We start from the raw sequence: 23,428 nt of genomic DNA on the forward strand, positions 1-23,428 counted from the left end.
TCTTTAAGTGAAATTTATTACTGTCACGAAGCCTGGGATCATAATGGGTAATCTCATTACACTTTCTGGCGGTTTTTTTCTTGCTTCGCACGGACACGTCAATATCCAACTTTTTTTTGTGACTCTGATTGCCATGACACTCGTTATTGCCTCGGGTTGTGTATTCAATAATTATATCGATCGCGACATCGACCAACTCATGGAACGAACGAAAGAACGCGTTTTAGTCAAAGGACTTATTTCAGGTAAAGTAGCTCTATTATATGCCTCTCTACTCGGCATTGCGGGACTGCTGCTATTTTTCTTCGGCACCAATCTGCTCACCACCCTCATCGCAATCACCGGGATGTTTATTTACGTTGTTGTCTACAGCTTATGGTCAAAACGAAAATCCATTTACGGCACGTTAATCGGTGCAATTGCTGGTGCTGTGCCACCTGTTGCTGGTTATTGCGCCGTTACCAATCGTTTTGATTTCGGTGCGGCAATTGTATTTTCCATTCTCTTTTGTTGGCAAATACCCCACTCGTATGCTATCAACATTTACCGATATAAAGATTATTTAGCTGCGGGTATTCCTGTATTTCCTATCATTAAAAATATTCAATCAACTAAAATTAGCATGTTTTTATATGTGATGGCATTTGCACTTGCTGCCCTGCTACCCACTTTATTTGGCTATACTGGGTTTATTTATTTTGCTGTGGCACTGTGTGTTGGACTCGTTTGGCTCTATTTCGCGTTAAAAGGATTTTCGACAGATAATAATGTCCAGTGGTCTCGCAGGATGTTCACCATTTCCATTCTCAATATTACCTTACTCAGCGTGATGATGTCGGTGAGTTAACACCCCTCGCACCTCCATGGCGCTCAGGCTCAAAAAAACAGTAACCCCTACCTCGCAATTGAAATGCTATTCGATTAGTTCAAAGTACATTTCGAGCGCGCTAAATAATATGTTTGGCGTTATGCTGTAACGCTGTACAGTTTCAAATACTGCCTTATTTTACAGCACTTCAAAAAGAATTTAGAAAAAAATTATAAGTAACTGTTTAGTTCAAATATATTCTTGACTCAATAGTTGACTACCCTTTCAGCTTGACATAGAATTACGGACTTACGTATAAATACTTACCGCCATGGTAGGCTTTCATAATTAGGCATTAGGACACTGGAAACGTAACTACCTTACACAAGAGAGGCTCTGTAATTCAGAAAAGTGCCCAGATAAGGTTGCGGTCGTTAAATTTAATTTAGTATAGAAAGTCCAATATGAATGACTTAGTAACAAAACTATCTTTCTCGCAAAAATGTAATGAGATGAGTAAACCTCTTTTTAAATCGCTTGATTTAAATTTGTTTTATTACATGGAAATATATAAAGACGGTAGATATAAAATTATCAATACCAATACGTCTTTGTGTTTTGAGTTAAACAATAATGTACTAAATATAACTAAGCAAAACCTTGCACGCTTACAAACAAACGGCTTTTATATTATCGACAGCATGCCTGATTTTCTTTCTACTTCTGAATACATGTCCATATTAAGCAAACATGAACACAAACGTAATTTGCTGTATGCAAGCAAAAATAACTTAAGCCAAGATGCATTCATACGAATCATTGGATTTTCTTCAAAACATGAGGATCCAACTTACAATAATGTTTATTTAAATAATTCTGATGTTTTAGAGAACTTTATTCGATATTTTTATACAGAGCTATTATTTCAACAAGTGCAGCAACATCAACATTTCAATAAATATAAGTTAGTTGATGAAAACGCATCAGGCGAGCAAGAAAATTCTAATAACCTGCACACCAGCCAGAATTTAGCTGATGAAATTCCCTGGCATAATAAAGTGATTACGTTAAGCAAACGACATCGAGAAATTATTCAACTTACTACGCAAGGTAAAACTAGTGAGGAAATCGGTAAGATCATAGGAATTACGGCTAAAACCGTAGAAGCACATATTGATAATTTAAAGAAAAAAATGATGTGTAAGAACAAACATCAACTTATATATTATTTAATTAAGAAAAACATTGTTCAAATATGAAGTGGTTAAGATGTCTTCAGAAAAAAAACAAAAATTCATGGAACCTTATATTGATAAGGTTCGCACTCAATATTGTAAAGCTATAAAGGATTCGTTAGGAATTGATTACCTTTCTTTTATAGAGCTATACGAAGATGATACATTTCGCGTTTTAAATTCTGATCTAGATGTTTTGCACGATTTAAAAGCATCTGTAACAGACTTAGCGAAAATGTCAATAAAGAATTTACAAAATCATATCGATACAAAAGGATTATACCTGTTAGATTATATGCCCACACTTCTAGAAAATACTGAAGCAGCATATCGAATCATATCAAAGCATGGATATCATCATATTTTAATCAATGCTACCTCTGCGAAAGTAAATGGTCAGTCCGCAGTTAGATATAGTATATTTGCTACAAAAATAAATAATAAAAGCTTTAATAACGTATACATTAACAATAAATTTCTTATTGAAAATTTCACTACTTTTTTTCATGAAAAACTGGAACAAGATGGTTTTTTCTACAACTCTATCAAACCAACAGCACTCTACCCTAATGAATCAGGCAGGCGAGTAAATACAAATTTGAAAAATGATTTTGCCACAAAACTTAGCAACTTTCATACTCGAATAAAATTAACGAATCGTCAAAAAGAAATTATTTTTATGACCATCGATGGCAAAACAAGTAAAGAAATTGCTGAGATACTTAACATCTCAAAAAGAACTGTAGAGCACCATTTTGAATCTTTAATAAAAAGATTCCGCTGTAATAACAAATACCATGTTATTTACTATTTAATAAAGAATAATTTCATTATAATTAATGATTAAAGAATACTACCTTACCCGTTTGTAAATCATACATGGCGCCTACAATCTTCAATTTTCCTTCTTGGATTAATTCACGTATTACAGGGCTTTCTTTTGGAATCATTTTGACAACATTACGCACGTTATCTGCTGCAGCCGTATCGATAAATTTCTCACTATTACAATCTTTTTTTCCTAGAGTCTTCGTCGCTTGCACAATCGCTGGTTGGACCTTGGCGAGTAATGCTGTCAAATGACCAAGTTTCACATCTTGACAAGCACCGCGTACAGCTCCACAAGCATCATGCCCCATAACAACGATTAACTTTGCCCCGGCCACTTTGGTTGAAAATTCCATGCCACCCAGAACGTCACTATCAAAAACATTTGCTGCAATTCGCGTCACAAAAATATTACCAACGTTTTGATCAAAGACAATCTCCGGCGGAATGCGAGAATCGATACAGCTTAAAACAATGGCGCCCGGATATTGGCCCTTAGCCGATAACCCAGCTTTTTTAATCAAGTCAGTGGGTAAGCGCTGATGCTTAATAAACCGTTTATTGCCATCAATCAGACGATTCAACATTTGATCAGGCGTTAACTCTTTTTGGATAGATGCTGTGATAAGAGGTGCTTCCGAAACTGCTAAACTTGCTGAGCTATAAACCAACGCTGCAGGAATTAAAGCCGATAATAGTAGATTGAATCCTTTCATATTAAATTACTCCCTTTAGTAAATAGAATTACGCTAGAATAGCATCGACACATGCCTTCTCGCAACCTTTCCCACCTCTATCTGAACGCATCTCGGAATACAAAAATAATCATACTTTATTCGGTGTAACGATGTTAAACCAAAAAGGAAAGTTATCCAGCATATTTAGTAAAGTTATCAGCTTGTCTTCACTTCCCTGAATCTTTATATTGCCACTATCAATTTCTTGCTGTAAGGTTTTTTGTTTCAATAAAATTTGATTAAGTGTCTCACGATTTAGTGTAATCGTTGCATCGGCATCTTTTGCCTGAACATTTGCAATATGATTTAAAGAGCCATTTTCTAGCTCTAAAATGTATTTTTGATGCGTATCAGGAAACACAAGGTTCAAAATAATTTTTTGGTTATCTGCTTTATTACTATTTAAGCGAACACCCAGATAATCAAATAATAAATCGAGACTCATCGCACGTATAGTATCTGGACTTGCTGTATCTGGAGTACTTAATTTTTTTACACCTTCGCGTAATAATTCTTTTGCGCCACTTAAATAAAAGTTACGCCAAGGGCCCGATTCTGCTTGATAACCTAATTGCTCCAATGCATCCGCCTCAAGATTACGGGCCGCTTGATTATTAGGATCAGCAAAAACAACATGATTAAGCACTTGAGCGACCCAACGATAATGCCCTTTTTTATAATCTTCACGGGCTCTTTTTAAAATAGCATCTGCGCCACCCATATACTCTACATAATATTTACTCGCCTCAACAGGAGGCAACTCATGCAACGTAGCAGGATTACCATCAAAATATCCTAAGTATTTGACATAAGTCGCCTTAACGTCGTGATTTAGAGTTCCATAATATCCATGATTAGACCAATAATTGCTAAGTGCTTTAGGTAACTTAATTATTTCAGCGATCTGCGTCATCGTATAGCCATGATTTGCTAAACGAAGTGTTTGATCGTTTATAAATCGGTACAGATCGCGCTGCATTTTTAAGTGATGAATAATATTTTCCGTTCCCCATACAGGCCAATGATGTGGAGCAAACAATACTTTTGCATCCGATGCGCGCCATGGAGAGCGAAGCGAAGGCGCGTATTCCGCGGTAGGCTCGGATTTTTTGCCGAGCGTAAGCGACTGCAAAAAATCTTTACGAGCCGTCAAGTCATTTGAGAGCCCGTGCGTAGTCGAGCCGTGAGGTCGCGGAGCGCGGGCGACGAGGACGTCCGCGGCTATTTAAGTTGTCGCGTATTGCGAGTCGATTATTGACAGGGATGGCAATAATCTATCACGAGCATCGCGACACGCTTGGTTGCCCCATAAATAAATGGTCTCGTTTAAATATTTTGACCATGCCAATGCATCACGAATTTTTGCACCCCTCAAAGAATAAACATTATGCAAGGTATGTGTAGCATCCTCTGCAGTGCAAAGCGCATGATATTGTGGAATATAAAAAAACATTTTAGACGGTGCCTCATGACCTTCCCCCTAAACTAGTACCAGGACACCGATGAGATATTCATGTTAAGCAGCCTGTTTCGCAAATTCAATAGGCGGCATATAATTTAATGAACTGTGTGGTCTTTTAGTATTGTAGTGCTTTCTCCATTGGTTGATTTCATGTCGGGCTTCTTCAATTGAACGAAACCAGTGTTGATTTAAACATTCGTTGCGGAACTTGCCATTTAAGCTTTCAACAAACGCATTCTGAGTTGGCTTTCCAGGTTGAATGAAAGCAAGCTTGGTTTTGTTTTCCCTGGACCAAAAGAACATTGCTTTGCTTGTAAACTCTGTACCATTATCACAAACAATTTGTTTTGGCAGCCTGCGTTGCTCACTAAGCTCTGCTAGGAAGCGTGCCACCTGACGTCCTGATATAGAAAATGCTGTTAGCTGGCCAATAAGTTCACGATTAAAATCATCGATAATGTTTAGCACACGAAAACGCCTTCCATTGGCCAGCTGATCGTAAACAAAATCCATCGACCAACGCTCATTTCTCTGAGTCGGTGATGACATCACTAATCGTAGTCGCTGTATTTTTTTACGCTTTTTTGTACGCACCTGGAGCTTTTCTTCTTTGTAAATCCGGTAGGTTTTTTTCTTATTCATGACAAGCCCCTCTGCTTTTAAGAGGCTGTGAAGCATTAAATAACCATACCGAGAATACTGAGCTGCCAATTCTTTTAATCGAGCTCTAATCAACTCGTCTCGTCGCTTTTTGGTCCGTAACGGTAAGCCGTTCGACTTAGCCCGACTAGCTTGCAGGCCATTCGTTCACTCAGCTTAAAGGCGCTCATTAAGTGACAAACAACCTGCTTCTTGCTAGCAGGCGTTACCACTTTTTTGAAACAACATCCTTGAGCGCTTCATTTTCTAACATCTTTTCAGCCAGCAGCTTTTTTAACTTATTGTTCTCGGACTCCAGCTCTCGCAGGCGCTTAGCTTCGTTAACCTCTAGGCCAGCATACTTGCTACGCCAATTGTAAAAAGTACCGCCAGATATGCCTAAGCGACGGCACAGGTCTTCCACCTTAGCGCCACTTTCATGCTCTTTGATCGCTTTAATGATTTGTTCTTCTGTATAACGTTTTTTCATGTTGAGATCTCCTCGGTCGTAGAATAATTGGAAATCTCATCCATGTCATGGTGTTAAGTTTGGGGGAAAGGTCACTCAGAATCGGGGGCTAAATAAAAAATAAATTTCAAGCCCGCCAATGTTAAGGTTTGTTGGTTCTTATTAATAATTTTCGTGGGTGGAATCAACGAAACTGTACCAGTAGAAGTCGTCACACCAAGTCCAGCCCCTACCTGCCCCTTTACGGAAGGAGGTAACAAATTACCATACATATAACTTGCTCGCCGACTCATCGCATTTCCTGCCAGGACATTTTCTGCAACGGCATTCTTCATAAATCCCTCTGGAGCAACTATTTCTACTTTGCCATCTTTCACATCTTTCTCATTAATAACTCCTCGCACGCCACCATAGTGATCAACATGACTGTGCGTATATATCACTGCAACGATCGGTTTTTTGGGTCGGTGTTGATAATATAGATTTAAGGCCGCTTGAGCTGTCTCAGTAGAAATGAGAGGATCAACAATAACAATTCCATTGTTCCCTTCAATAAAGGTAATATTGGATAAATCAGCCGAACGTACCTGATCAATATTGTCTGTCACCTTGTATAACCCCGCCATTACTACGAGTTGCGATTGTCGCCACAAACTCGGATTGACAGTATCAGGTGATTTAGCACCTTTTTGAATGAAAGAAAACTTGCTTAAATCCCAGATCGTTTGTCCTTTTGCATTTTTTATCACACCATTATTGGGCAAAGGTGCAATGAACCCACGTTCCGCATTTTTAAAAGATTGCGTATCGTTAAAAGGCAATGTAGTGAGAAGGGCTTGGTTTTTTGAGATTGTCGTTGCCGTTGCATCTTTTGGTGAGTCTACAGCATAGGCTGGTATCATAAAAAAGCTTATTAAGGACATTGTTAACGTGCATAGCGAGATAGTGATCTTCCTTGTCATGGTGGCGCTCCTAAAGTTACTCTGAATAACTACTTTTTTTCTAACTATACTAGAATATAGCTCTATAATAAAGGGTATAATCGAATGCTTATATTCTTTTAGAACTCTCCTCCGTCTCTAAAAAGTAATCAATAAAGGCTCTTACTTTGGGTTGCACAAAGCGACGTTTAGGGTAATGGTAATAAACACTTGCATGACTAGCCTGATAATCGGGTAACACTTCCAGCAATGCTCCCTGCTTGAAACTATCTTCTAACACATATAAAGGTAACTGCACTAGCCCTAGACCTTCTTTTGCACAATCGATCATGGCAGATACACTATTAATTACTAGATAAGGCTCCAAGTGAATCTGATAACCTGGCTTCAATTTAATGACCTGATCTATGCTTCTGCTAGTATGGACAATGTAACGATGCTGTTGCAAATCATCTAATTTTTTAGGTTTTCCCATTTCTTTAAAATAATGAGGTGATGCACATAAAATATAGCGCGTCGTTGCCATTCTTTTCTGGATAACTTCGCCAGGATTTGGTACGGGTAGTGAAAAACCTACCGCTATGTCTATTTGCTCTTCGTAAAAATCAGGAACTCGCTCGGTCAAATCGATAGTCATATTTATTTTAGGATATCGTTTTAAAAAATCCTTTAGTCGAGGAAAAATAAGCTTACGTGCGAAATAATTAAAACAAACCACATGCAAGCGCCCTTGAGGCTCTTGGTTAAATTGCTGGCATATCGATCTCGTGTCATCCAATTCTCGCTTTAGACGTAAACACTGTTCTAATAGTGCTTCCCCTTGAGGCGTTAATTGTAACGCTCGTTTATGCCGGTCAAATAACTGTGTCTGTAACTGTACCTCGAGTCGTTTAATCTGCTTACTCAAAGACGCCTTGGTCAACCGCAGTTTTTTAGCCGCCTGAGTAATACCTCCCAATTGGGCGACATAAGTAAATAATTCGAATCGATCTAAATCTGACATTTCTGTTAACCAAAATGAAACAATTGTTACCCATTCTAGCAATATTCGTCAAAAAAAGAAACAGATATAATTGTGAACCATCAGTTAAAAGCAACGCGGGAAAAATCATAAGTGATTAATAAATATAAAAAATTGTCTTTATTGGGGCTATGTTTAAGCTTCTTCATGGTGATTCTTGATGCCACCATTGTCAATGTCGCTCTACCCAGCATCCAACACGCCTTTGACAGCACCCTATCAAATCTACAATGGATAGTCGCGGGCTATACACTGGTATTTGCATGCTTGCTAATATTTGTAGGCAACTTAGCTGTAGAACTCTCGACTTGATCTGACAGTTGAGATTTATCGGACATATTTTCTGTCCGATAGATCGGATTCTAATTACTCCTCTACCAGTTGCGTGTCGTGATTACTGTGCGCCTTATTCAATTCATCTGCCGACACGCTTGGAATAGTTTTACCAAGCGTGTCGCGATGCTCGTGATAGATTATTGCCATCCCTGTCAATAATCGACTCGCAATACGCGACAACTTAAATAGCCGCGGACGTCCTCGTCGCCCGCGCTCCGCGACCTCACGGCTCGACTACGCACGGGCTCTCAAATGACTTGACGGCTCGTAAAGATTTTTTGCAGTCGCTTACGCTCGGCAAAAAATCCGAGCCTACCGCGGAATACGCGCCTTCGCTTCGCTCTCCATGGCGCGCATCGATAGTTTATCTAATTCTTTTTCTTGTGCCAAATGCTTTGCATCAAGAAAAGTTTGCATGGGTGTTTTTCCATAACAACGCTCGCCGGAATGGGGCCTGACCTCATTATATGTTTTGATCCACGCATCAACGTCTTGTTGTAATTCTTCTAGGGAACGATATATTTTTTTTCGAAAAGCAACATCATAAAATTCTTGTTTAATCGTTTTATGAAAACGTTCACAAATACCATTGGTCTGCGGAGAACGTGCGCGTGTTTTCGAATGGTCAATGTCTTCAACTGCTAAATAAAGTTGATAGGCGTGGTTCTCAATTTTTCCACAATATTCCGTCCCGCGATCCGTGAGCATACGCAGCAATCGGATACCTTGCTCATTAAACCATGGCAATACACGTTCATTTAATAAATGAGCTGCCGTCATCGCTGTTTTCTCCGTGTATAACTTCGCAAAAGCGATTCTGCTATAGGTATCGACAAAAGTCTGCTCATAAATACGGCCAACGCCCTTCATCGTGCCAACATAATACGTATCCTGAGAACCTAAATAACCTGGGTGTTCTGTTTCAATCTCGCCGTGCGCTTCTTTTTCTCGTTTTGATTTTTCTAATGCTTGTCATTGTTCTTCCGTTAATAACATACCGTCTTGCGCCGATTTCGCTTCAAGCGCTTTTAGTCGCTTCTTAAAAGTCTCTAGATCATTACGTAGCCACACCGAACGAACTCCGCTGCTCGATACGATAATGCCTCGCGCCAGTAATTCATTGGCCGCACGTGCCTGACCTAACGCTGGGTTTTCAATAGCCAAAGCAATTACCGCTTCTTCTACATGTAACGGCACTCTATTTTTTTCATTCGGTTTCTTCTTACTCATATCATGGAGTGCTTCTTCGCCACCATTTTCATAAAGTGTTTTGAAACGGTAAAAACTGTCGCGTGAATAACCCATAACCTTGCAGGCTTGTGAAACATTTCCCAATTGTTTAGACAGCTCTAGTAAACCTAATTTGGGTTTGATAATCTTTTCGGATACACTGGTCATAATGACACTCCTCGTGTTGGTTGTTTAAGGTTGGTCAATTAAATTTTACTCTAACTGACCAGGAGTGTCAGATCAAGTCTGAAGGTTTACAGATAACAGCTCGACGATGTTGATAAGCGTTTTGTACAAGTTTCGAGTTCTTAGTCACGGCTGCTACATTTTCAGGTGCATCATAATCCCCATAATATTTTCTAACGATGCGCGCCATGGAGAGCGAAGCGAAGGCGCGTATTCCGCGGTAGGCTCGGATTTTTTGCCGAGCGTAAGCGACTGCAAAAAATCTTTACGAGCCGTCAAGTCATTTGAGAGCCCGTGCGTAGTCGAGCCGTGAGGTCGCGGAGCGCGGGCGACGAGGACGTCCGCGGCTATTTAAGTTGTCGCGTATTGCGAGTCGATTATTGACAGGGATGGCAATAATCTATCACGAGCATCGCGACACGCTTGCAAACAAAACCTTTCCTCCGACAGGGGCATGAAAATGATGGTAATCCAAAGGGCCTAACTGCGTGTATAAAAGAGGCCCTCCATTAAACTTGTCTGCTAAATTGATAGTTACTCCAGAAAAAATAGCATTAAACTTTAAGTCGTCTCCTTTTGCAATAATATCTTTGCTCAACTTTAAGTGTTTTTCTAACAGCTTAATAGAGCCATCGTTAGGCGAGACGACTATTTGGTTATCGTCATACCCGTCTATAGGACGGGCACCGGGTTTTAATGATCTAACAAAAAACTCATTGTAACTTTTAAAACCGGAGTCGGGAATTATAAAATCAGCCATATTAATTTTTTTACTTTTGAAGAACAGTGGGATGTTTTTTGTAGAAGAAGGGCTATTTAAATAATCTCCTTTAGCATTTAAAAATTGTGACATCCAATATTGTATCATGTCGTTATTCAAAAAAGGTTTAGCCTGCTCTATTTTTGTAAGATCTTGAAATTTTAAAGCCATACTCAATGCATTATCTGGTCTTGGGAGAAAATACATCCATTTCACTAAGAAATTATAAAAATCTTTTTCAGTTTTTTGATACCAGAAATTACCATTGGGGGCAGCTTTTAAAGCAGTATTCAAAAGCTCTTTTATTTTGATGTTGCAAGTCATAATGTTCTGAAAACCACTCAATGCTAACTCTTGCTGGTTCTTTACACCTTGCAGTTTCACCGTATGACTGACAATCCATCTCGACCTAACATTAGAATTATTCGCAGTTGCCACACTTGCCCCGACGCAACTCAAGCTCACGGAAATGAAAAAAAAGCCTTTAATTATCTTATTTACCTTCATATTGGACTTTGGATAAATAAAATCCCTTGCCAGTTAGGACAATAATCAAAAAATGTGAGTTTCTAAATCTTAAGCTGTTTTTTGCAGCAATTCGTAGAATTGCTCAGGTGTAAAATTTATTTTATCCAACCATGATTTTACTATCCCAATCAAATCCTCTATTTTTTCAGGGTCTGAGTTTTGCGTCTTTTCTTCAGTCCTCTGAATCGTTTTAATTTTTGAGTTGCTATTTTTGAAAATAGCAGGATGTCGCGTGCGTTTCCCCTGCGTATCACCTTTGGTTCTGCCTTGCGGATTACCGCGTGGTTTGCAGAGATTAGCAGGCGTGCCAACGGTATCAAGCACCGTAGAAAAACCCCGTTGCGTTTGTGAAGGGGTCGCAGTTATTGATGGTTTTTCGTTATCCACTTGGAAGCTCGGCAAATACCGCTCCCATTTTTTCGGTAAAATCGGGGCAAGATTCCTCGCTAGATAAAGTTGCGTATACGCTAATGCTGTCATCCGCCACCAATCTTCTTCGTGCTTAACATCCGGTGTTTGGTATCGGTCAAATAACAGTTTGTCTTTACCAAAACGAAAGTAGTGTTCAATGTCATAGCGTCTATCGTAATAGTGATACGCTTCTAATGCTGTGATTTCATTACGTCGTTCACCAGCGAGTCCTAACCAGAGTGGATTTTTATATAAAGATTTACCGTTAGCATCAACCGCAACCAATTGCACAACAGTAACAGGATGCTCATATCCTTTAAATTGCTTTGAACCACGCAGTAATTGGTCACGCCATATTTTAATCTCCAATTGGTAAGTTTTGCCACTGCGGGTTGTAATGGGTTGCTGCACAATCTCATCGGATTCACGGTGAGTCGTGCTGTCGTTTAGTTTCATCGCATCACCATAGCGTTTTATACTTCCTGAGGTATTATCTTCTATTGATGCGGGCGCGAAAACATTACGGGTACTGTTAAAACGGAAAAGATGTACCCAATTGGGATTTTCGCTAACCAGTTTACGGCAAGCTTCTGTACCATATTTTGAATCAGCCACGCTAACCACCAATTTATGAGTAAGCGCTAAGTCTGCAATACAACGGTTAATTTGCTGCATCCCAACTACATTGCCTTTTTCATCGCTTTTAACGCGCCTCGTATCCAGTGGAACTAACCAATGCTTTTCTTGAGCTGCACCATCATTGGGCAATAGTGATACCGTTGAATATTCATGTCCAATGGTAATCGGTTTGTTACCCGGTGCTGGATTAGGGCTGTAAACCACATGGCGATCTTCAACACAGTGTGCACTTTGACGCGACTGTGGTGTCGTATCCGCAATAATGATCACACGGTCATCGCTATGACTCACATGTTCATATTGTATTTTCATCATGCTATCCCAACAATTTGCTACCGACAAACCATCGCTAATCGCATCGGTAATACTACTGTATTCACGTTCAAAGTATGGCGATTCACATAATTCTATGGGTGTTTTGCAGCGATGGCCATGGCTTGAAAGGGCATCGAGTAAATTCATATTGGCATCGCGTCGCGCGGGGAAGATGTTGTAGAGGAATGTACGGAATTGTTTTAGTTTTTCTGTCGCTAACATCGTTTGTTCCTTATTTTATTTTTTCGAACAAACGTTGTTTACAACGTAAAATTTTTTTTCGGTTTCTATGTCAAGCAATTTTTAATTATTTTTATAAATTTATCCAAAGTCCAATATGAAGTAACAAAGAGGTGATCTCATGACAAAGAAGACTCGAAAATACACACCGGAATTTAAACAAGAAGCAATCCATCTAGCACTCAGTTCTCCTTCCGTGTTAAGCGCTGCAAAAGACTTAGGCATGCCCGAAGCGACCCTCCACACCTGGGTGGATAAAGCCAGGAAGAGTGGTGAAGTGATTCATCCCAGCGCAAAGCAACCGGTCAACATAGGGGAACTCATTGAATAAAATCAACAGCTTAAGAAGCGACTGGCACGACTGGAACAGGAGAAAGCCATTCTAAAAAAGGCGGCCACGTACTTCGCGAAAGAACTCGAGTGAAGTACAGCTTTATTCAAAAGCACGCCCAACTATTTGGAATTAACTTGCTATGTGATATGTACTGGGTGTCAGTCGTAGTGGTTATTATGACTGGCTATCGCGACCTATGAGCCCACGTGAGCAAGCAAACCAACAATTAGATGAAAAAATTAAGGTAATTTATATGAGAAACAAACAACGTTACGGTTCACCACGTATAACTCGTGCATTGCAAGCGGAATCGATTTCCTGCAGTCACACGCGTATTGAGCGGCGTATGCGCTCCATGGGCTTAAAAGCACTTGCCAAGCGTAGATTTAAAATAACCACAGACTCGGGTCACAACAAGCCTATTTTTGAGAATATTTTAAAGAGAGATTTCACGAGAACGGCGATCAATCAAAAATGGGTGAGTGATCTGACGTACATTCCAACCCGTGAAGGTTGGTTGTATTTAGCGGTGGTTATCGATGTGCATTCACGTTCGGTTATTGGCTCGTCAATGAATAAAAGCATGAAACAAGATTTAGTGTGTGATGCGTTATTGATGGCGTTATTCAAACGAAAATATCCAAAGCAAGTGATTATACACTCTGATCGGGGCAGTCAATATTGTTCGAAAAAATATAGGGAAATCATCAAGCAAAACAAGCTGATTGGTTCAATGAGCAGAAAGGCTAATTGTTGGGATAATGCCATTGCAGAAAGTTTTTTCCATACCCTAAAAACGGAACTTGTGCATGTGAATGATTACACAACACGCGCTGAAGCAAGGCAAAGTCTTTTTCAGTATATTGAAGGCTATTACAATCACAGAAGAATGCATTCAGCTATTGACTACAAGACCCCCGTTGCGCTTGAATGTGCTGCGTAAAATCGAAAAAAAATGTGTCCGGTAAAGTGAGGGAAGATCACCTGGGGATTGATTGGTGGTGGTGTTCCACAGTTGGTTAATGGCGAACTTTATGTCGTAGTAACAAATAGTGAGGGACTGTTTATTAGTTTGTGTAAATCGCGTCAGTCAGAATTATGAATCAGCCATTGTGTTAACTGATTTTTTAATTTTATCAAAAACTACATTGCGTTCAAATTAATTTCCTCTCTTATGAATTTTAAGTTTTATACAAAATCCGCCAGGCGATCTTCAAACATAAGGGCAAAACGATTCATGGCGGCACCCCAGTCTCGAATCGGCATGGTCCATTTTTTGGCTATATTTTTTAACCCTAAATAGAGTTGTTTTAAAGCGGCATCGTCCGACGGAAAAACTCGTTTATTTTTAATAACTTTTCGGATACTCATGTTCAGTGATTCAATAGCGTTAGTGGTATAAATCACCCTCCGAATTTCTGCCGGATAAGCAAAAAATGGCACAATGCGCTCCCAATGAGTCAACCAACTTTTGGCAATCGAGGGAAATTCAGCATCCCATTTCTCAGAGAAACTCGTCAGCGCCAATTCTGCTTCTTCAACCGTACTGGCCGAATAAATAGCTTTTAAGTCAGCGGCCACTTCTTTTTTCTTTTTCCAACCCACATAGCGCAATGAATTCCGCACCATGTGTACAATGCAAAGCTGTACTTGAGTGTTAGGATACACAGCGCCAATCGCATCAGGAAAGCCCGTTAGCCCGTCAACGCAACAAATCAGGATATCTTCTAGGCCTCGATTTTTTAACTCCGTTAATACATTCAACCAGAATTTAGCGCCCTCATTTTGGCTAATCCAAATACCTAGCAATTCTTTTTGCCCATCGATATTAATTCCTAAAGCCAAATACAATGCCTTATTGATAACCTTTTTATCTTGCTGCACTTTAATCACTAAAGCGTCCAAATACACAATCGGATACACCTTGTCCAACGGACGACTTTGCCAAGCCTTCACTTCTTCAATCACTTCGTTGGTTACTGTAGAAATGAGACTCGAACAAATAGTTGTGCCATACAAATCTTTCAACTGATCTTGAATATCACGGGTAGTCATACCCCGTGCATAAAGACTCATAATTTTGTCATCCAAATCATCAAAGCGGGTTTGATGTTTTGGAATCAATTGCGGTACAAACTCATTGTTACGATCACGAGGAACCTCAATGGTCATCTCGCCATCTGTTGTTTTGATCGTTTTTTGGCTGTGCCCATTGCGGGAATTACCACTATTGTGGCCAGACACTTCGTGTTTTGCATAACCCAGCGCGTCCGTCAGCTCCCCTTCCAGAATACGCTCCGTCAGTGCCTTTTTTAACTCCTTTAACAAACCAGTATCACCGAAAATATCAGATGCGGTCTTGGTATGTTTGAGAAAATATTCCACAACCTGTGGATCTAATTTATTGGTTTTCATTGCCATAGTCAAAGACTCCGTATAATTTTAACGACCTTTCCCTGACTATCGCATTTACACAATCTTATTTACAGACCCAATAGTGACGCGACAGTTTATGTTGATACTAATCTTGGGCTGAATATTCTTTAACATCTTCAGTGGCCTACATTCTCTGCATTTTGATGCGTCGACCAGTTTGTCGCACTTCAGAGTTGATTATACCGTTAGTTGGGGAATACTTTCTCTTCCCTGTCGCGCAAGATGCCTAGACATTTTTTCTTTTTGTGAAGAACTAAAAAAGCCAAATGTACTCAACCCTCCTGCAAGCACGCCTCCTACTGTCCCTCCGACAATAGCACCTTTAGATCCTGCAGCAATAGCTCCAATAATTGCCCCGATAATACTTCCAATCCCAGGATTCACAACGGAGGCTAGCGCACCTCCCCCAATAGCTCCCAGGGTAACTCCCAAGGTAAAACCTATCCCAGTGCAGATGACAATTGCCATAAGTTTGCTAAATCTGCCCCATCCGGATAATTTTTTCTTTGCACCAGCTTCATATCTATCTATAGCCGCAAGTTTATCTCCTTCGTTTGTTTCTGGTGAATTCATTATTATAAGCATCTTGGTGAATTCTTGTAATTGTTGATAAGAATACGTTTTCCAGTGATGAAAATGATCTAGCTCATTTTTGCTATGAGGTTTATAAGCCATTAAACATAGATCAGTAAACAACAAGCCTAGCAGCTCTAGACAGCTTTTATTAAATATTAATATTGGATCTTGATTTGGATCTTGATTTGGATCTTGATCGAGTATTAGTTCAGCATATGGATTTGCAATGCTATCGACTAACCAGTTACTGCTGTTTAAAACAAACCAATATTTTTTTAGATCCAAATTACAAGATTTCAGTGCAAGTATGGCTTGCTGTAATCCTTTATTATGTTTCAGATTGTCCCAGTTGGACGAGAGGTTAATGCCATATTTATCAAGTGCCAACACAAATTTACGTAGGACTTCATCGGACTTGATGATCTCCCAATTTGCTTTTATGTCAATACCTGCACAATTGAGAAGAATACAAACAGCAGAAACATCACTTTGGGTAAAAATAATATCAGTGTTTTCTTTATTACCAATACCATGATTTTTCAAAACCCATGCGGCAAAAACAGGATGATATTTATTTTCATTTAGAAAAAACTTTAAAGAGTCAATTTGATTAACGATATGATTGATACGCTTGGCGAGTTCACTATCACTATCAGGACAATCTATCGCACGAAGCCATAACTCATAGCCACTTAAGCCATGTTCGTTTCCCCTCCTTAAACCGGGGTACGGCACAATTTCAGGAAGTAGGTGACTACCCAGTATATTAAGGCAACGAATTAGGCAACTTGCATAAAAATTTAGATCATTTTCCCTTTCAATCGAGCGATAAAAATCATCGAAACCATTCAAATTCAATGCTTGCTCTTTCAAGAATTCTATATATTGATCTTGTATGAACATAAAATAGCTACCTATTAAAGGAGGCTGTGCTAACCATCGTCACGAATTCGCACAGTGGCGGTATTCTGGCATTGAACGAAATTTTGTCTCGTAAGATGACAACTATTTTGCGACACTATGGCCCGCTTCTTGCCTCTCCATTGCTCGTATCGAAATATCAATAGTTATACTTACCAAAAAAAATTAACCCTTTATGAAAAAAATACCAATATCCAGGGTATATTTATCTAAAAAATTAACTCATGCCTATTTTTTAAACAATGCCTGATAATGTTCAACTATACACAAAACTCTCTTAACTAAACCGCTTTTGCGACTAAAAACCCCAGCGCGGTCGCAAGTAGGCAAAAAATGATAGAAGCAAAAATGTTCATGGCGGCTGTTGCAAATGAACCGGCTTGAATGAGCGACACGGTGTCTAAGCTAAAACTCGAAAATGTCGTGAATCCACCTAACAAGCCAATGAATATTCCCGCACGCCAGAACGCATTCAACTCGAAGCGACCCACCAGCACACCTGCCAATAATCCAATGATAAAAGACCCTAAAATATTAACGAATAAAATTCCCCACGGAAAATTTCTAGGCAAGAATTCATTCACGGCTGTCGATAACAAAAAGCGCAACAGCGAGCCGAGAGCCCCGCCGATTAATACTGCTATCGATGCGCGCCATGGAGAGCGAAGCGAAGGCGCGTATTCCGCGGTAGGCTCGGATTTTTTGCCGAGCGTAAGCGACTGCAAAAAATCTTTACGAGCCGTCAAGTCATTTGAGAGCCCGTGCGTAGTCGAGCCGTGAGGTCGCGGAGCGCGGGCGACGAGGACGTCCGCGGCTATTTAAGTTGTCGCGTATTGCGAGTCGATTATTGACAGGGATGGCAATAATCTATCACGAGCATCGCGACACGCTTGGATTTCTTCGGTTAAGATCATGTATCTTGCTCCTTACCCGGAGGCTTATTCAACCTCAGTCAGCTTGCGCAAATTCTCAAGCTTTTCTTTAATTTTAATCTCTAACCCACGGTTAAAAGGATAATAATAACAACGCCCTTTAAGTGCTTCCGGAAAATAATTTACGCCCGGTGCAAATGCATTTTCCTCATCATGGGCATAACGATACCCTTTTCCATAATCCAGCGACTTCATCAGTTTTGTCGGTGCATTACGCAATTGAAGCGGCACCTCCAAACTGCCCTCGCTCTGCGCATCTTTCCAGGCTGCATTAAATGCTTTGTAAATTGCATTACTTTTGGGTGCGCAGGCACAATAAGCAACCGCCTGCGCAATAGCAAGCTCCCCCTCGGGGCTGCCCATGCGCTCAAAGGTTTCCCACGCATCCAATGCTAAATGCAATGCCCGCGGATCGGCATTACCAATATCTTCGCTTGCCATGCGCAACACCCGTCGCGCCACATAAAAAGGATCACAACCCCCATCCAACATACGCGCTAACCAATAAAGTGCTGCATCGGGATCAGAGCCGCGTACGGATTTATGGAGTGCAGAAATTTGATCGTAGAAGGCTTCACCATGATTATCGAAACGCCTCAGCCCATCGGTAAGCACTTTATCAACATCGTCTTCGGAAATAACGTGTTTGCCATTTTTTTCTTCTGCAAAATCAGAGAGTACTTCTAAAATATTCAAGCATTGTCGAGCATCGCCATCGGCAAATCTTACAATGCGCTGTTTGAGCTCGGGCGCTAATTCAATCTGACGATCACCTAACCCACGCTCTTTATCGCGCAATGCTGCCTCTAAAACAGTCGTTAATTGTTTTTCCGTGAGACCTTTTAGCACATAAACTCTCGCGCGAGAAAGCAACGCGTTGTTGAGTTGGAAAGATGGATTTTCCGTTGTGGCTCCAATTAAAATCACCGTACCATTTTCAACATGAGGCAAAAACGCATCTTGTTGGGCTTTGTTAAAACGGTGCACTTCATCGACAAACAAAATGGTAGCTTGATGCTCCTTTCGCGCAAGTTCCGCGCGCTTCACAATCTCGCGAATGTCTTTCACCCCTGCCAATACAGCGGAAATACGCTCGACTCTCGCACCAGCACTATCTGCCAAAATATGAGCCAACGTAGTTTTTCCCGTACCCGGTGCACCCCATAAAATCATGGAGTGTAATCTGCCTTGCGTAATTGCTCGATACAATGGCTTACCTGCTGCCAGTAAATGCGATTGACCAACGTACTCTTGAAGATTGCGTGGTCGCATACGTACAGCTAACGGCGAAAACTCATTCATTGACTTACAACATCCACACCCGGAGGTGGTTTGAATTGAAATAAACGCGATGAAAGCGGCTGGTTTAACCGAATATGATTAAACGTGAAGATGCTTGTTTCGTCCAAGCTATTCACGATTTTCATCCGCGTCAACTGCCTTTTATTAAACTGCAGTTCGACCGATTTAAAACTCACATTACTCGCTTGCTTTGGCGTGAGTAAAAACGTCTGGGGCCGTTCTGACAGCGCGACAACATTAAACTGATTCGTTAAGTCTGACACGGAACCACTTAATAATGAAGCAGGATTTATATTTGCTTTTTGATCCAACGAACGTTGAGTGGCTTGCTGCAAATCCACGTCATACGTCCACAAGGTTTTTCCATCAATAATGACGATTTGTTTTGTGGGTGTATCCGACTCCCAACGACAACCACCAGGACGCTTGATCATCACGCGCCCATAGGTTCTTTGTTTGATGGCACCATTGGCATCCACAGTTACCTGATCAAATTTAGCTTGATAGGTTTGAAAACCTTGTAACAATTTCCCTAGCGCAATAACGGCATCTTTGCTTGGAGCAAACGCCAAGCCACTTATAAATAAAGTTAAAAAAACAATAAGATGAACAATTTTTTTAATGATCATTATAAAATCCTGACACTTAATCTCCGCCCCCTACTGGCGCTGGAGCTAATACCTCACGTGTGCCGTTGTTTTCCATTGGACTGACAACACCAGCAGCCTCCATCGCCTCTACGATGCGTGCAGCTCGATTATATCCAATCTTGAATCGTCGCTGTATACTCGAAATAGAAACCCGCCGACTACGAACGACCATCTCAACGGCTTGATCGTAAAATGAATCACGCTCACCATCATCAGGCGCACTCCCGAGGGCTGCATCCGTATAACCACTCGTGTCTTGACCAAAATCGCTTTCTAAAACACCATCAACATAATCCGGTTCGCTGTGTTCTTTCAGATAAGCGACTACACGATGCACTTCATCATCATCCACAAAAGCACCGTGCACACGCACGGGCACACCCGTGCCCGGTGCAAGATAAAGCATGTCACCATAACCTAACAATTGTTCTGCACCCTGTTGATCCAGAATAGTTCTTGAGTCAATTTTTGAGGATGTTTGGAAGGCAATTCGCGTTGAAATGTTTGCTTTAATTAACCCCGTAATGACATCCACCGATGGACGCTGTGTCGCAAAAATTAAATGCACACCTGCTGCTCGCGCTTTTTGAGCTAAGCGTGCGATTAACGTTTCTACTTTTTTACCCACGACGACCATCATATCGGCAAACTCGTCGGCCAAAACAACTATATAAGGTAATTCTTGAAGTTCATCGGCATCTTCATTGTTTTTTTGCTGAATTGGGTCTAATAGCGGCGCCCCATTTTTACGCGCTTCTTTAATTTTAGCGTTGTAACCAGCAATATTGCGCACGCCTAACGATGCCATTAATTGATAACGACGTTCCATCTCAACGACACACCATCGCAAGGCAGTGGCAGCATCTTTCATATTGGTGACGACGGGGGTTAGCAAGTGCGGAATCCCATCATAAATGGATAGTTCCAACATCTTCGGATCGATCAAAATAAATCGAAGTTGCTGAGGCGTTGATTTATAAAGCAAACTCAATAGGATAGCATTCAAACTTACAGATTTACCTGAACCCGTCGTGCCTGCGACCAACAAGTGCGGCATTTTCGCTAAATCTACAACGACTGGGTGACCCGCAATGTCTTTCCCTAATGCTAACGTTAAACACGAACGTGCATTTTGATATTGCTTCGTACCCAATACTTCTTGAAGATAAACAACCTCGCGATGTTCATTTGGCAACTCCAAACCGATAACAGATTTACCTGGAATAACCTCTACTACCCGCACGCTCAATACGGATAACGAACGGGCTAAATCCTTGGCCAAGTTGCTAATCTTACTAACCTTAGTGCCGGCCGCTAACTGTAATTCATAACGTGTGACAACAGGACCGGGATGCACAGCAACTACTTTCGTGTCTACCCCAAAATCGGCCAAACGCAACTCTACTTCTCGCGACCGCTCTTCCAATTGCTGGTCGCTATAGCGCGCATTTGGATCGTGCGGCGGTGTATCTAATAAAGACAGCTTCGGCAAGACATCGGACTTTGAATAACGCGGCGTCTTAAAATCCATTTCAGCCTCATCGACCAAATCCGGTCGCTCGCTAATAGCAATAACCGGTTTTGGAGCCTGGTAAATTCCAACAGAGGGCGCCTCATTTTTAACAACTCTCGTCGAAACTTCTGGCTCTACTTTACTAATTACCAGTTTTTCTTCTTTTTTCTCAAAGAGCCCCCGAATATTAGAAAAAATGGCGAGAAATGATTTCCAACGAATTTTTTTCACGATCGATTGCGCCATCTTAGTAAGCTGCATTACAAAAGAACCGAGTCGCTCCAATAACTGAAACCAGGACAAACCCGTAAATAAAGTTATGCCAATCAAAAACAAAGCGACTAATATTAAACTAGTTCCGACATTATTAAATACCGGCAGCAACTGCGTAGCGATGACCGTGCCTAAAATCCCACCTGAATTGAGTGGCAAATTCGCGCTGGGTGAATGATCTAGCATGGCCGCCATCGATGAACCGGCACACAAAATTAAAATAAATCCAGCGACACGCATACAAAGTAAAGGCCATTTAAATGGCTCATCTCGATGTTCCTCATGGCGATGACGATAAAATAACCAAGCTGCATAACTCAGCATTAAAGGAAAAATATAAGCCAAGTAACCAAACAGATACAAAAAGAAATCCGATATCCATGCACCCGCTCGCCCACCGGCATTTGCGACATGCTGAATATGGGCGGCATACGACCAGCCCGGATCAGCGCGATGATAAGACACTAAAGCAATAAATAAAAATACTGAGAGTGCTAGGGTTAAGATCAGAGACCCTTCACGTACTCGATAGCGTAGATGCAACCGAGCCGTTGGCGATCCATTTTCATTGGTTTTTGTCTTTTTATTACGTTTTGAACGGCTCAAGGTAGAGCTCCTTTATGCTCCTAATTAATCGTTTCATTATATGTCTATCATTTGGAAATTTCATGGGCTGATTTCGGGCTTAATCGCTAATTCCACTTTAGCGAATATAGTGGTAAGCTAGCGGGCCTATGACAAAAGAACGACAACATTCACGCTTAATCATATTAGGTTCCGGCCCCTCTGGCTATACAGCAGCGATTTATGCGGCTCGGGCGAATCTCAACCCTACGCTCATTACTGGCATCGAGCAAGGCGGCCAATTAATGACCACCACCGATGTCGACAATTGGCCTGGTGAGGCTCCTGGACTTCAGGGTCCAAAGCTGATGGAGCGAATGCTTGAGCATACTAAACGCCTTGAAGCTAATATTGTTTTTGATCAAATTGTAAAAGCAGATCTCAGCAAACGCCCCTTCACCTTAATTGGCGATAGCGGCGAGTACACTTGCGATGCTTTAATTATCGCAACAGGCGCAACGGCACGTTATCTGGGCCTACCCTCCGAACAAGCGTTCATGGGTAAAGGCGTATCCGCATGTGCTACCTGTGATGGTTTTTTCTATCGCGGTAAAAAGGTCGCTGTAGTCGGTGGCGGCAATACAGCCGTTGAAGAAGCGCTTTATCTTTCACATATTGCGTCTGAAGTCACACTCATTCATCGTCGCGATAAACTACGTGCAGAAAAAACCCTTGCAAACCAAATCATCGGCAAGACTGCAAATGGGAATATGTCCATCGAGTGGGATTATCGCGTCGATGAAGTGCTGGGTAATGATCAGGGCGTCACTGGCGTTCGCATCAAAAATGTCAAAGACAACAACACCAAAGAACTCGATGTTGACGGTGTGTTTATTGCCATCGGGCACGATCCAAATACCAAAATTTTTAAAGGCCAACTAGACATGGATGACACGGGCTATCTGAAAGTGAAGTCCGGCATCAACGGCGATGCAACGGCTACCAATATACCTGGCGTTTTCGCTGCGGGTGATGTGGCTGATAAAATCTACCGTCAGGCAGTTACCGCCGCGGGCACAGGTTGCATGGCTACATTAGATGCTGAAAAGTATCTTGATAGTTTGGAATCCCATTGATAAAGC

At 41.1% G+C, this 23,428-nt stretch carries 20 protein-coding genes and 2 pseudogenes; 6 read left to right on the forward strand and 16 right to left on the reverse strand.

Going from position 1 to position 23,428, the window contains the following annotated elements:
• Window positions 1-7 precede the first annotated feature (7 nt).
• The 3 genes from cyoE to ACJMKR_RS06290 all read left to right on the forward strand — a co-directional run bounded on the left by cyoE (window position 8) and on the right by ACJMKR_RS06290 (window position 2,890).
• A complete protein-coding gene (gene cyoE, locus ACJMKR_RS06280; protein ID WP_423062342.1) occupies window positions 8-847 on the forward strand; it encodes a heme o synthase in 840 nt (279 codons plus the stop codon).
• 425 nt (window positions 848-1,272) lie between these two features.
• Window positions 1,273-2,067 (forward strand): helix-turn-helix transcriptional regulator, encoded by a 795-nt coding sequence (locus ACJMKR_RS06285; protein WP_423062343.1) that lies wholly within the window; start codon window positions 1,273-1,275, stop codon window positions 2,065-2,067.
• 10 nt (window positions 2,068-2,077) lie between these two features.
• Window positions 2,078-2,890 carry a helix-turn-helix transcriptional regulator gene (locus tag ACJMKR_RS06290; protein WP_423062344.1) on the forward strand — a complete coding sequence of 271 codons (813 nt, stop codon included), beginning with the start codon at window positions 2,078-2,080 and terminating at the stop codon, window positions 2,888-2,890.
• Here ACJMKR_RS06290 and ACJMKR_RS06295 read toward each other — a convergent pair.
• The 10 genes and pseudogenes from ACJMKR_RS06295 to ACJMKR_RS06340 all read right to left on the reverse strand — a co-directional run bounded on the left by ACJMKR_RS06295 (window position 2,880) and on the right by ACJMKR_RS06340 (window position 12,767).
• Window positions 2,880-3,587, reverse strand: coding sequence for a carbonic anhydrase family protein (locus tag ACJMKR_RS06295; RefSeq protein ID WP_423062345.1), 708 nt, complete (start codon window positions 3,585-3,587; stop codon window positions 2,880-2,882). The two genes, ACJMKR_RS06290 and ACJMKR_RS06295, sit on opposite strands and share 11 nt — an antisense overlap.
• A 109-nt stretch (window positions 3,588-3,696) precedes the next feature.
• A complete protein-coding gene (locus ACJMKR_RS06300; RefSeq protein WP_423062346.1) occupies window positions 3,697-4,761 on the reverse strand; it encodes an alkyl sulfatase dimerization domain-containing protein in 1,065 nt (354 codons plus the stop codon).
• A gap of 72 nt (window positions 4,762-4,833) precedes the next feature.
• Window positions 4,834-5,061, reverse strand: a complete 228-nt coding sequence (locus tag ACJMKR_RS06305) for a hypothetical protein (protein ID WP_423062347.1) — start codon at window positions 5,059-5,061, stop codon at window positions 4,834-4,836.
• 63 nt (window positions 5,062-5,124) lie between these two features.
• Window positions 5,125-6,199, reverse strand: a pseudogene (locus tag ACJMKR_RS06310) (IS3 family transposase).
• A 71-nt stretch (window positions 6,200-6,270) separates the two neighbouring features.
• On the reverse strand, window positions 6,271-7,140 hold the full coding sequence (locus tag ACJMKR_RS06315; RefSeq protein WP_423062348.1) for an MBL fold metallo-hydrolase: 870 nt from the start codon (window positions 7,138-7,140) through the stop codon (window positions 6,271-6,273).
• A gap of 88 nt (window positions 7,141-7,228) precedes the next feature.
• The gene (locus ACJMKR_RS06320) at window positions 7,229-8,122 is read right to left on the reverse strand and encodes a LysR family transcriptional regulator (protein WP_423062349.1); all 894 of its coding nucleotides are present in this window, start codon (window positions 8,120-8,122) and stop codon (window positions 7,229-7,231) included.
• A 666-nt stretch (window positions 8,123-8,788) separates the two neighbouring features.
• Window positions 8,789-9,874: pseudogene (locus ACJMKR_RS06325) on the reverse strand (IS481 family transposase).
• A gap of 153 nt (window positions 9,875-10,027) precedes the next feature.
• Window positions 10,028-10,171, reverse strand: a complete 144-nt coding sequence (locus ACJMKR_RS06330; RefSeq protein ID WP_423062350.1) for a hypothetical protein — start codon at window positions 10,169-10,171, stop codon at window positions 10,028-10,030.
• A 124-nt stretch (window positions 10,172-10,295) separates the two neighbouring features.
• Window positions 10,296-11,036 carry a phosphatidylserine decarboxylase gene (locus tag ACJMKR_RS06335; RefSeq protein WP_423062351.1) on the reverse strand — a complete coding sequence of 247 codons (741 nt, stop codon included), beginning with the start codon at window positions 11,034-11,036 and terminating at the stop codon, window positions 10,296-10,298.
• Between the two features lie 192 nt (window positions 11,037-11,228).
• The gene (locus ACJMKR_RS06340; RefSeq protein ID WP_423062352.1) at window positions 11,229-12,767 is read right to left on the reverse strand and encodes a transposase; all 1,539 of its coding nucleotides are present in this window, start codon (window positions 12,765-12,767) and stop codon (window positions 11,229-11,231) included.
• Between the two features lie 139 nt (window positions 12,768-12,906).
• On the opposite strand from ACJMKR_RS06340, the gene ACJMKR_RS06345 reads away from it, so the two are divergent.
• A complete protein-coding gene (locus ACJMKR_RS06345) occupies window positions 12,907-13,116 on the forward strand; it encodes a transposase (RefSeq protein ID WP_423062353.1) in 210 nt (69 codons plus the stop codon).
• Window positions 13,117-13,315: 199 nt separating this feature from the next.
• Window positions 13,316-14,062 (forward strand): IS3 family transposase, encoded by a 747-nt coding sequence (locus tag ACJMKR_RS06350; protein ID WP_423062354.1) that lies wholly within the window; start codon window positions 13,316-13,318, stop codon window positions 14,060-14,062.
• A gap of 245 nt (window positions 14,063-14,307) precedes the next feature.
• Here ACJMKR_RS06350 and ACJMKR_RS06355 read toward each other — a convergent pair whose 3' ends face one another.
• From ACJMKR_RS06355 to ACJMKR_RS06380, 6 genes are all read right to left on the reverse strand, one after another.
• A complete protein-coding gene (locus tag ACJMKR_RS06355; RefSeq protein ID WP_423062355.1) occupies window positions 14,308-15,540 on the reverse strand; it encodes an IS256 family transposase in 1,233 nt (410 codons plus the stop codon).
• Window positions 15,541-15,732: 192 nt separating this feature from the next.
• A complete protein-coding gene (locus ACJMKR_RS06360; protein ID WP_423062356.1) occupies window positions 15,733-17,034 on the reverse strand; it encodes a hypothetical protein in 1,302 nt (433 codons plus the stop codon).
• A gap of 299 nt (window positions 17,035-17,333) precedes the next feature.
• Complete coding sequence (crcB, locus tag ACJMKR_RS06365; protein WP_423062357.1) at window positions 17,334-17,798, reverse strand: fluoride efflux transporter CrcB; 465 nt, start codon at window positions 17,796-17,798, stop codon at window positions 17,334-17,336.
• A gap of 192 nt (window positions 17,799-17,990) precedes the next feature.
• Complete coding sequence (locus ACJMKR_RS06370) at window positions 17,991-19,286, reverse strand: replication-associated recombination protein A (RefSeq protein WP_423062358.1); 1,296 nt, start codon at window positions 19,284-19,286, stop codon at window positions 17,991-17,993.
• Window positions 19,283-19,915 carry an outer membrane lipoprotein chaperone LolA gene (gene lolA, locus ACJMKR_RS06375; RefSeq protein WP_423062359.1) on the reverse strand — a complete coding sequence of 211 codons (633 nt, stop codon included), beginning with the start codon at window positions 19,913-19,915 and terminating at the stop codon, window positions 19,283-19,285. The genes ACJMKR_RS06370 and lolA overlap by 4 nt, the downstream gene beginning before the upstream one ends.
• Window positions 19,916-19,931: 16 nt before the next feature.
• On the reverse strand, window positions 19,932-22,328 hold the full coding sequence (locus ACJMKR_RS06380) for a DNA translocase FtsK (RefSeq protein ID WP_423062360.1): 2,397 nt from the start codon (window positions 22,326-22,328) through the stop codon (window positions 19,932-19,934).
• Window positions 22,329-22,456: 128 nt separating this feature from the next.
• Between ACJMKR_RS06380 and trxB the strand changes: the two genes are divergently transcribed.
• On the forward strand, window positions 22,457-23,422 hold the full coding sequence (trxB, locus tag ACJMKR_RS06385) for a thioredoxin-disulfide reductase (protein WP_423062361.1): 966 nt from the start codon (window positions 22,457-22,459) through the stop codon (window positions 23,420-23,422).
• Window positions 23,423-23,428 lie beyond the last annotated feature (6 nt).

Source organism: Candidiatus Paracoxiella cheracis (assembly GCF_049348705.1).
Taxonomy (GTDB): domain Bacteria; phylum Pseudomonadota; class Gammaproteobacteria; order Coxiellales; family Coxiellaceae; genus Paracoxiella; species Paracoxiella cheracis.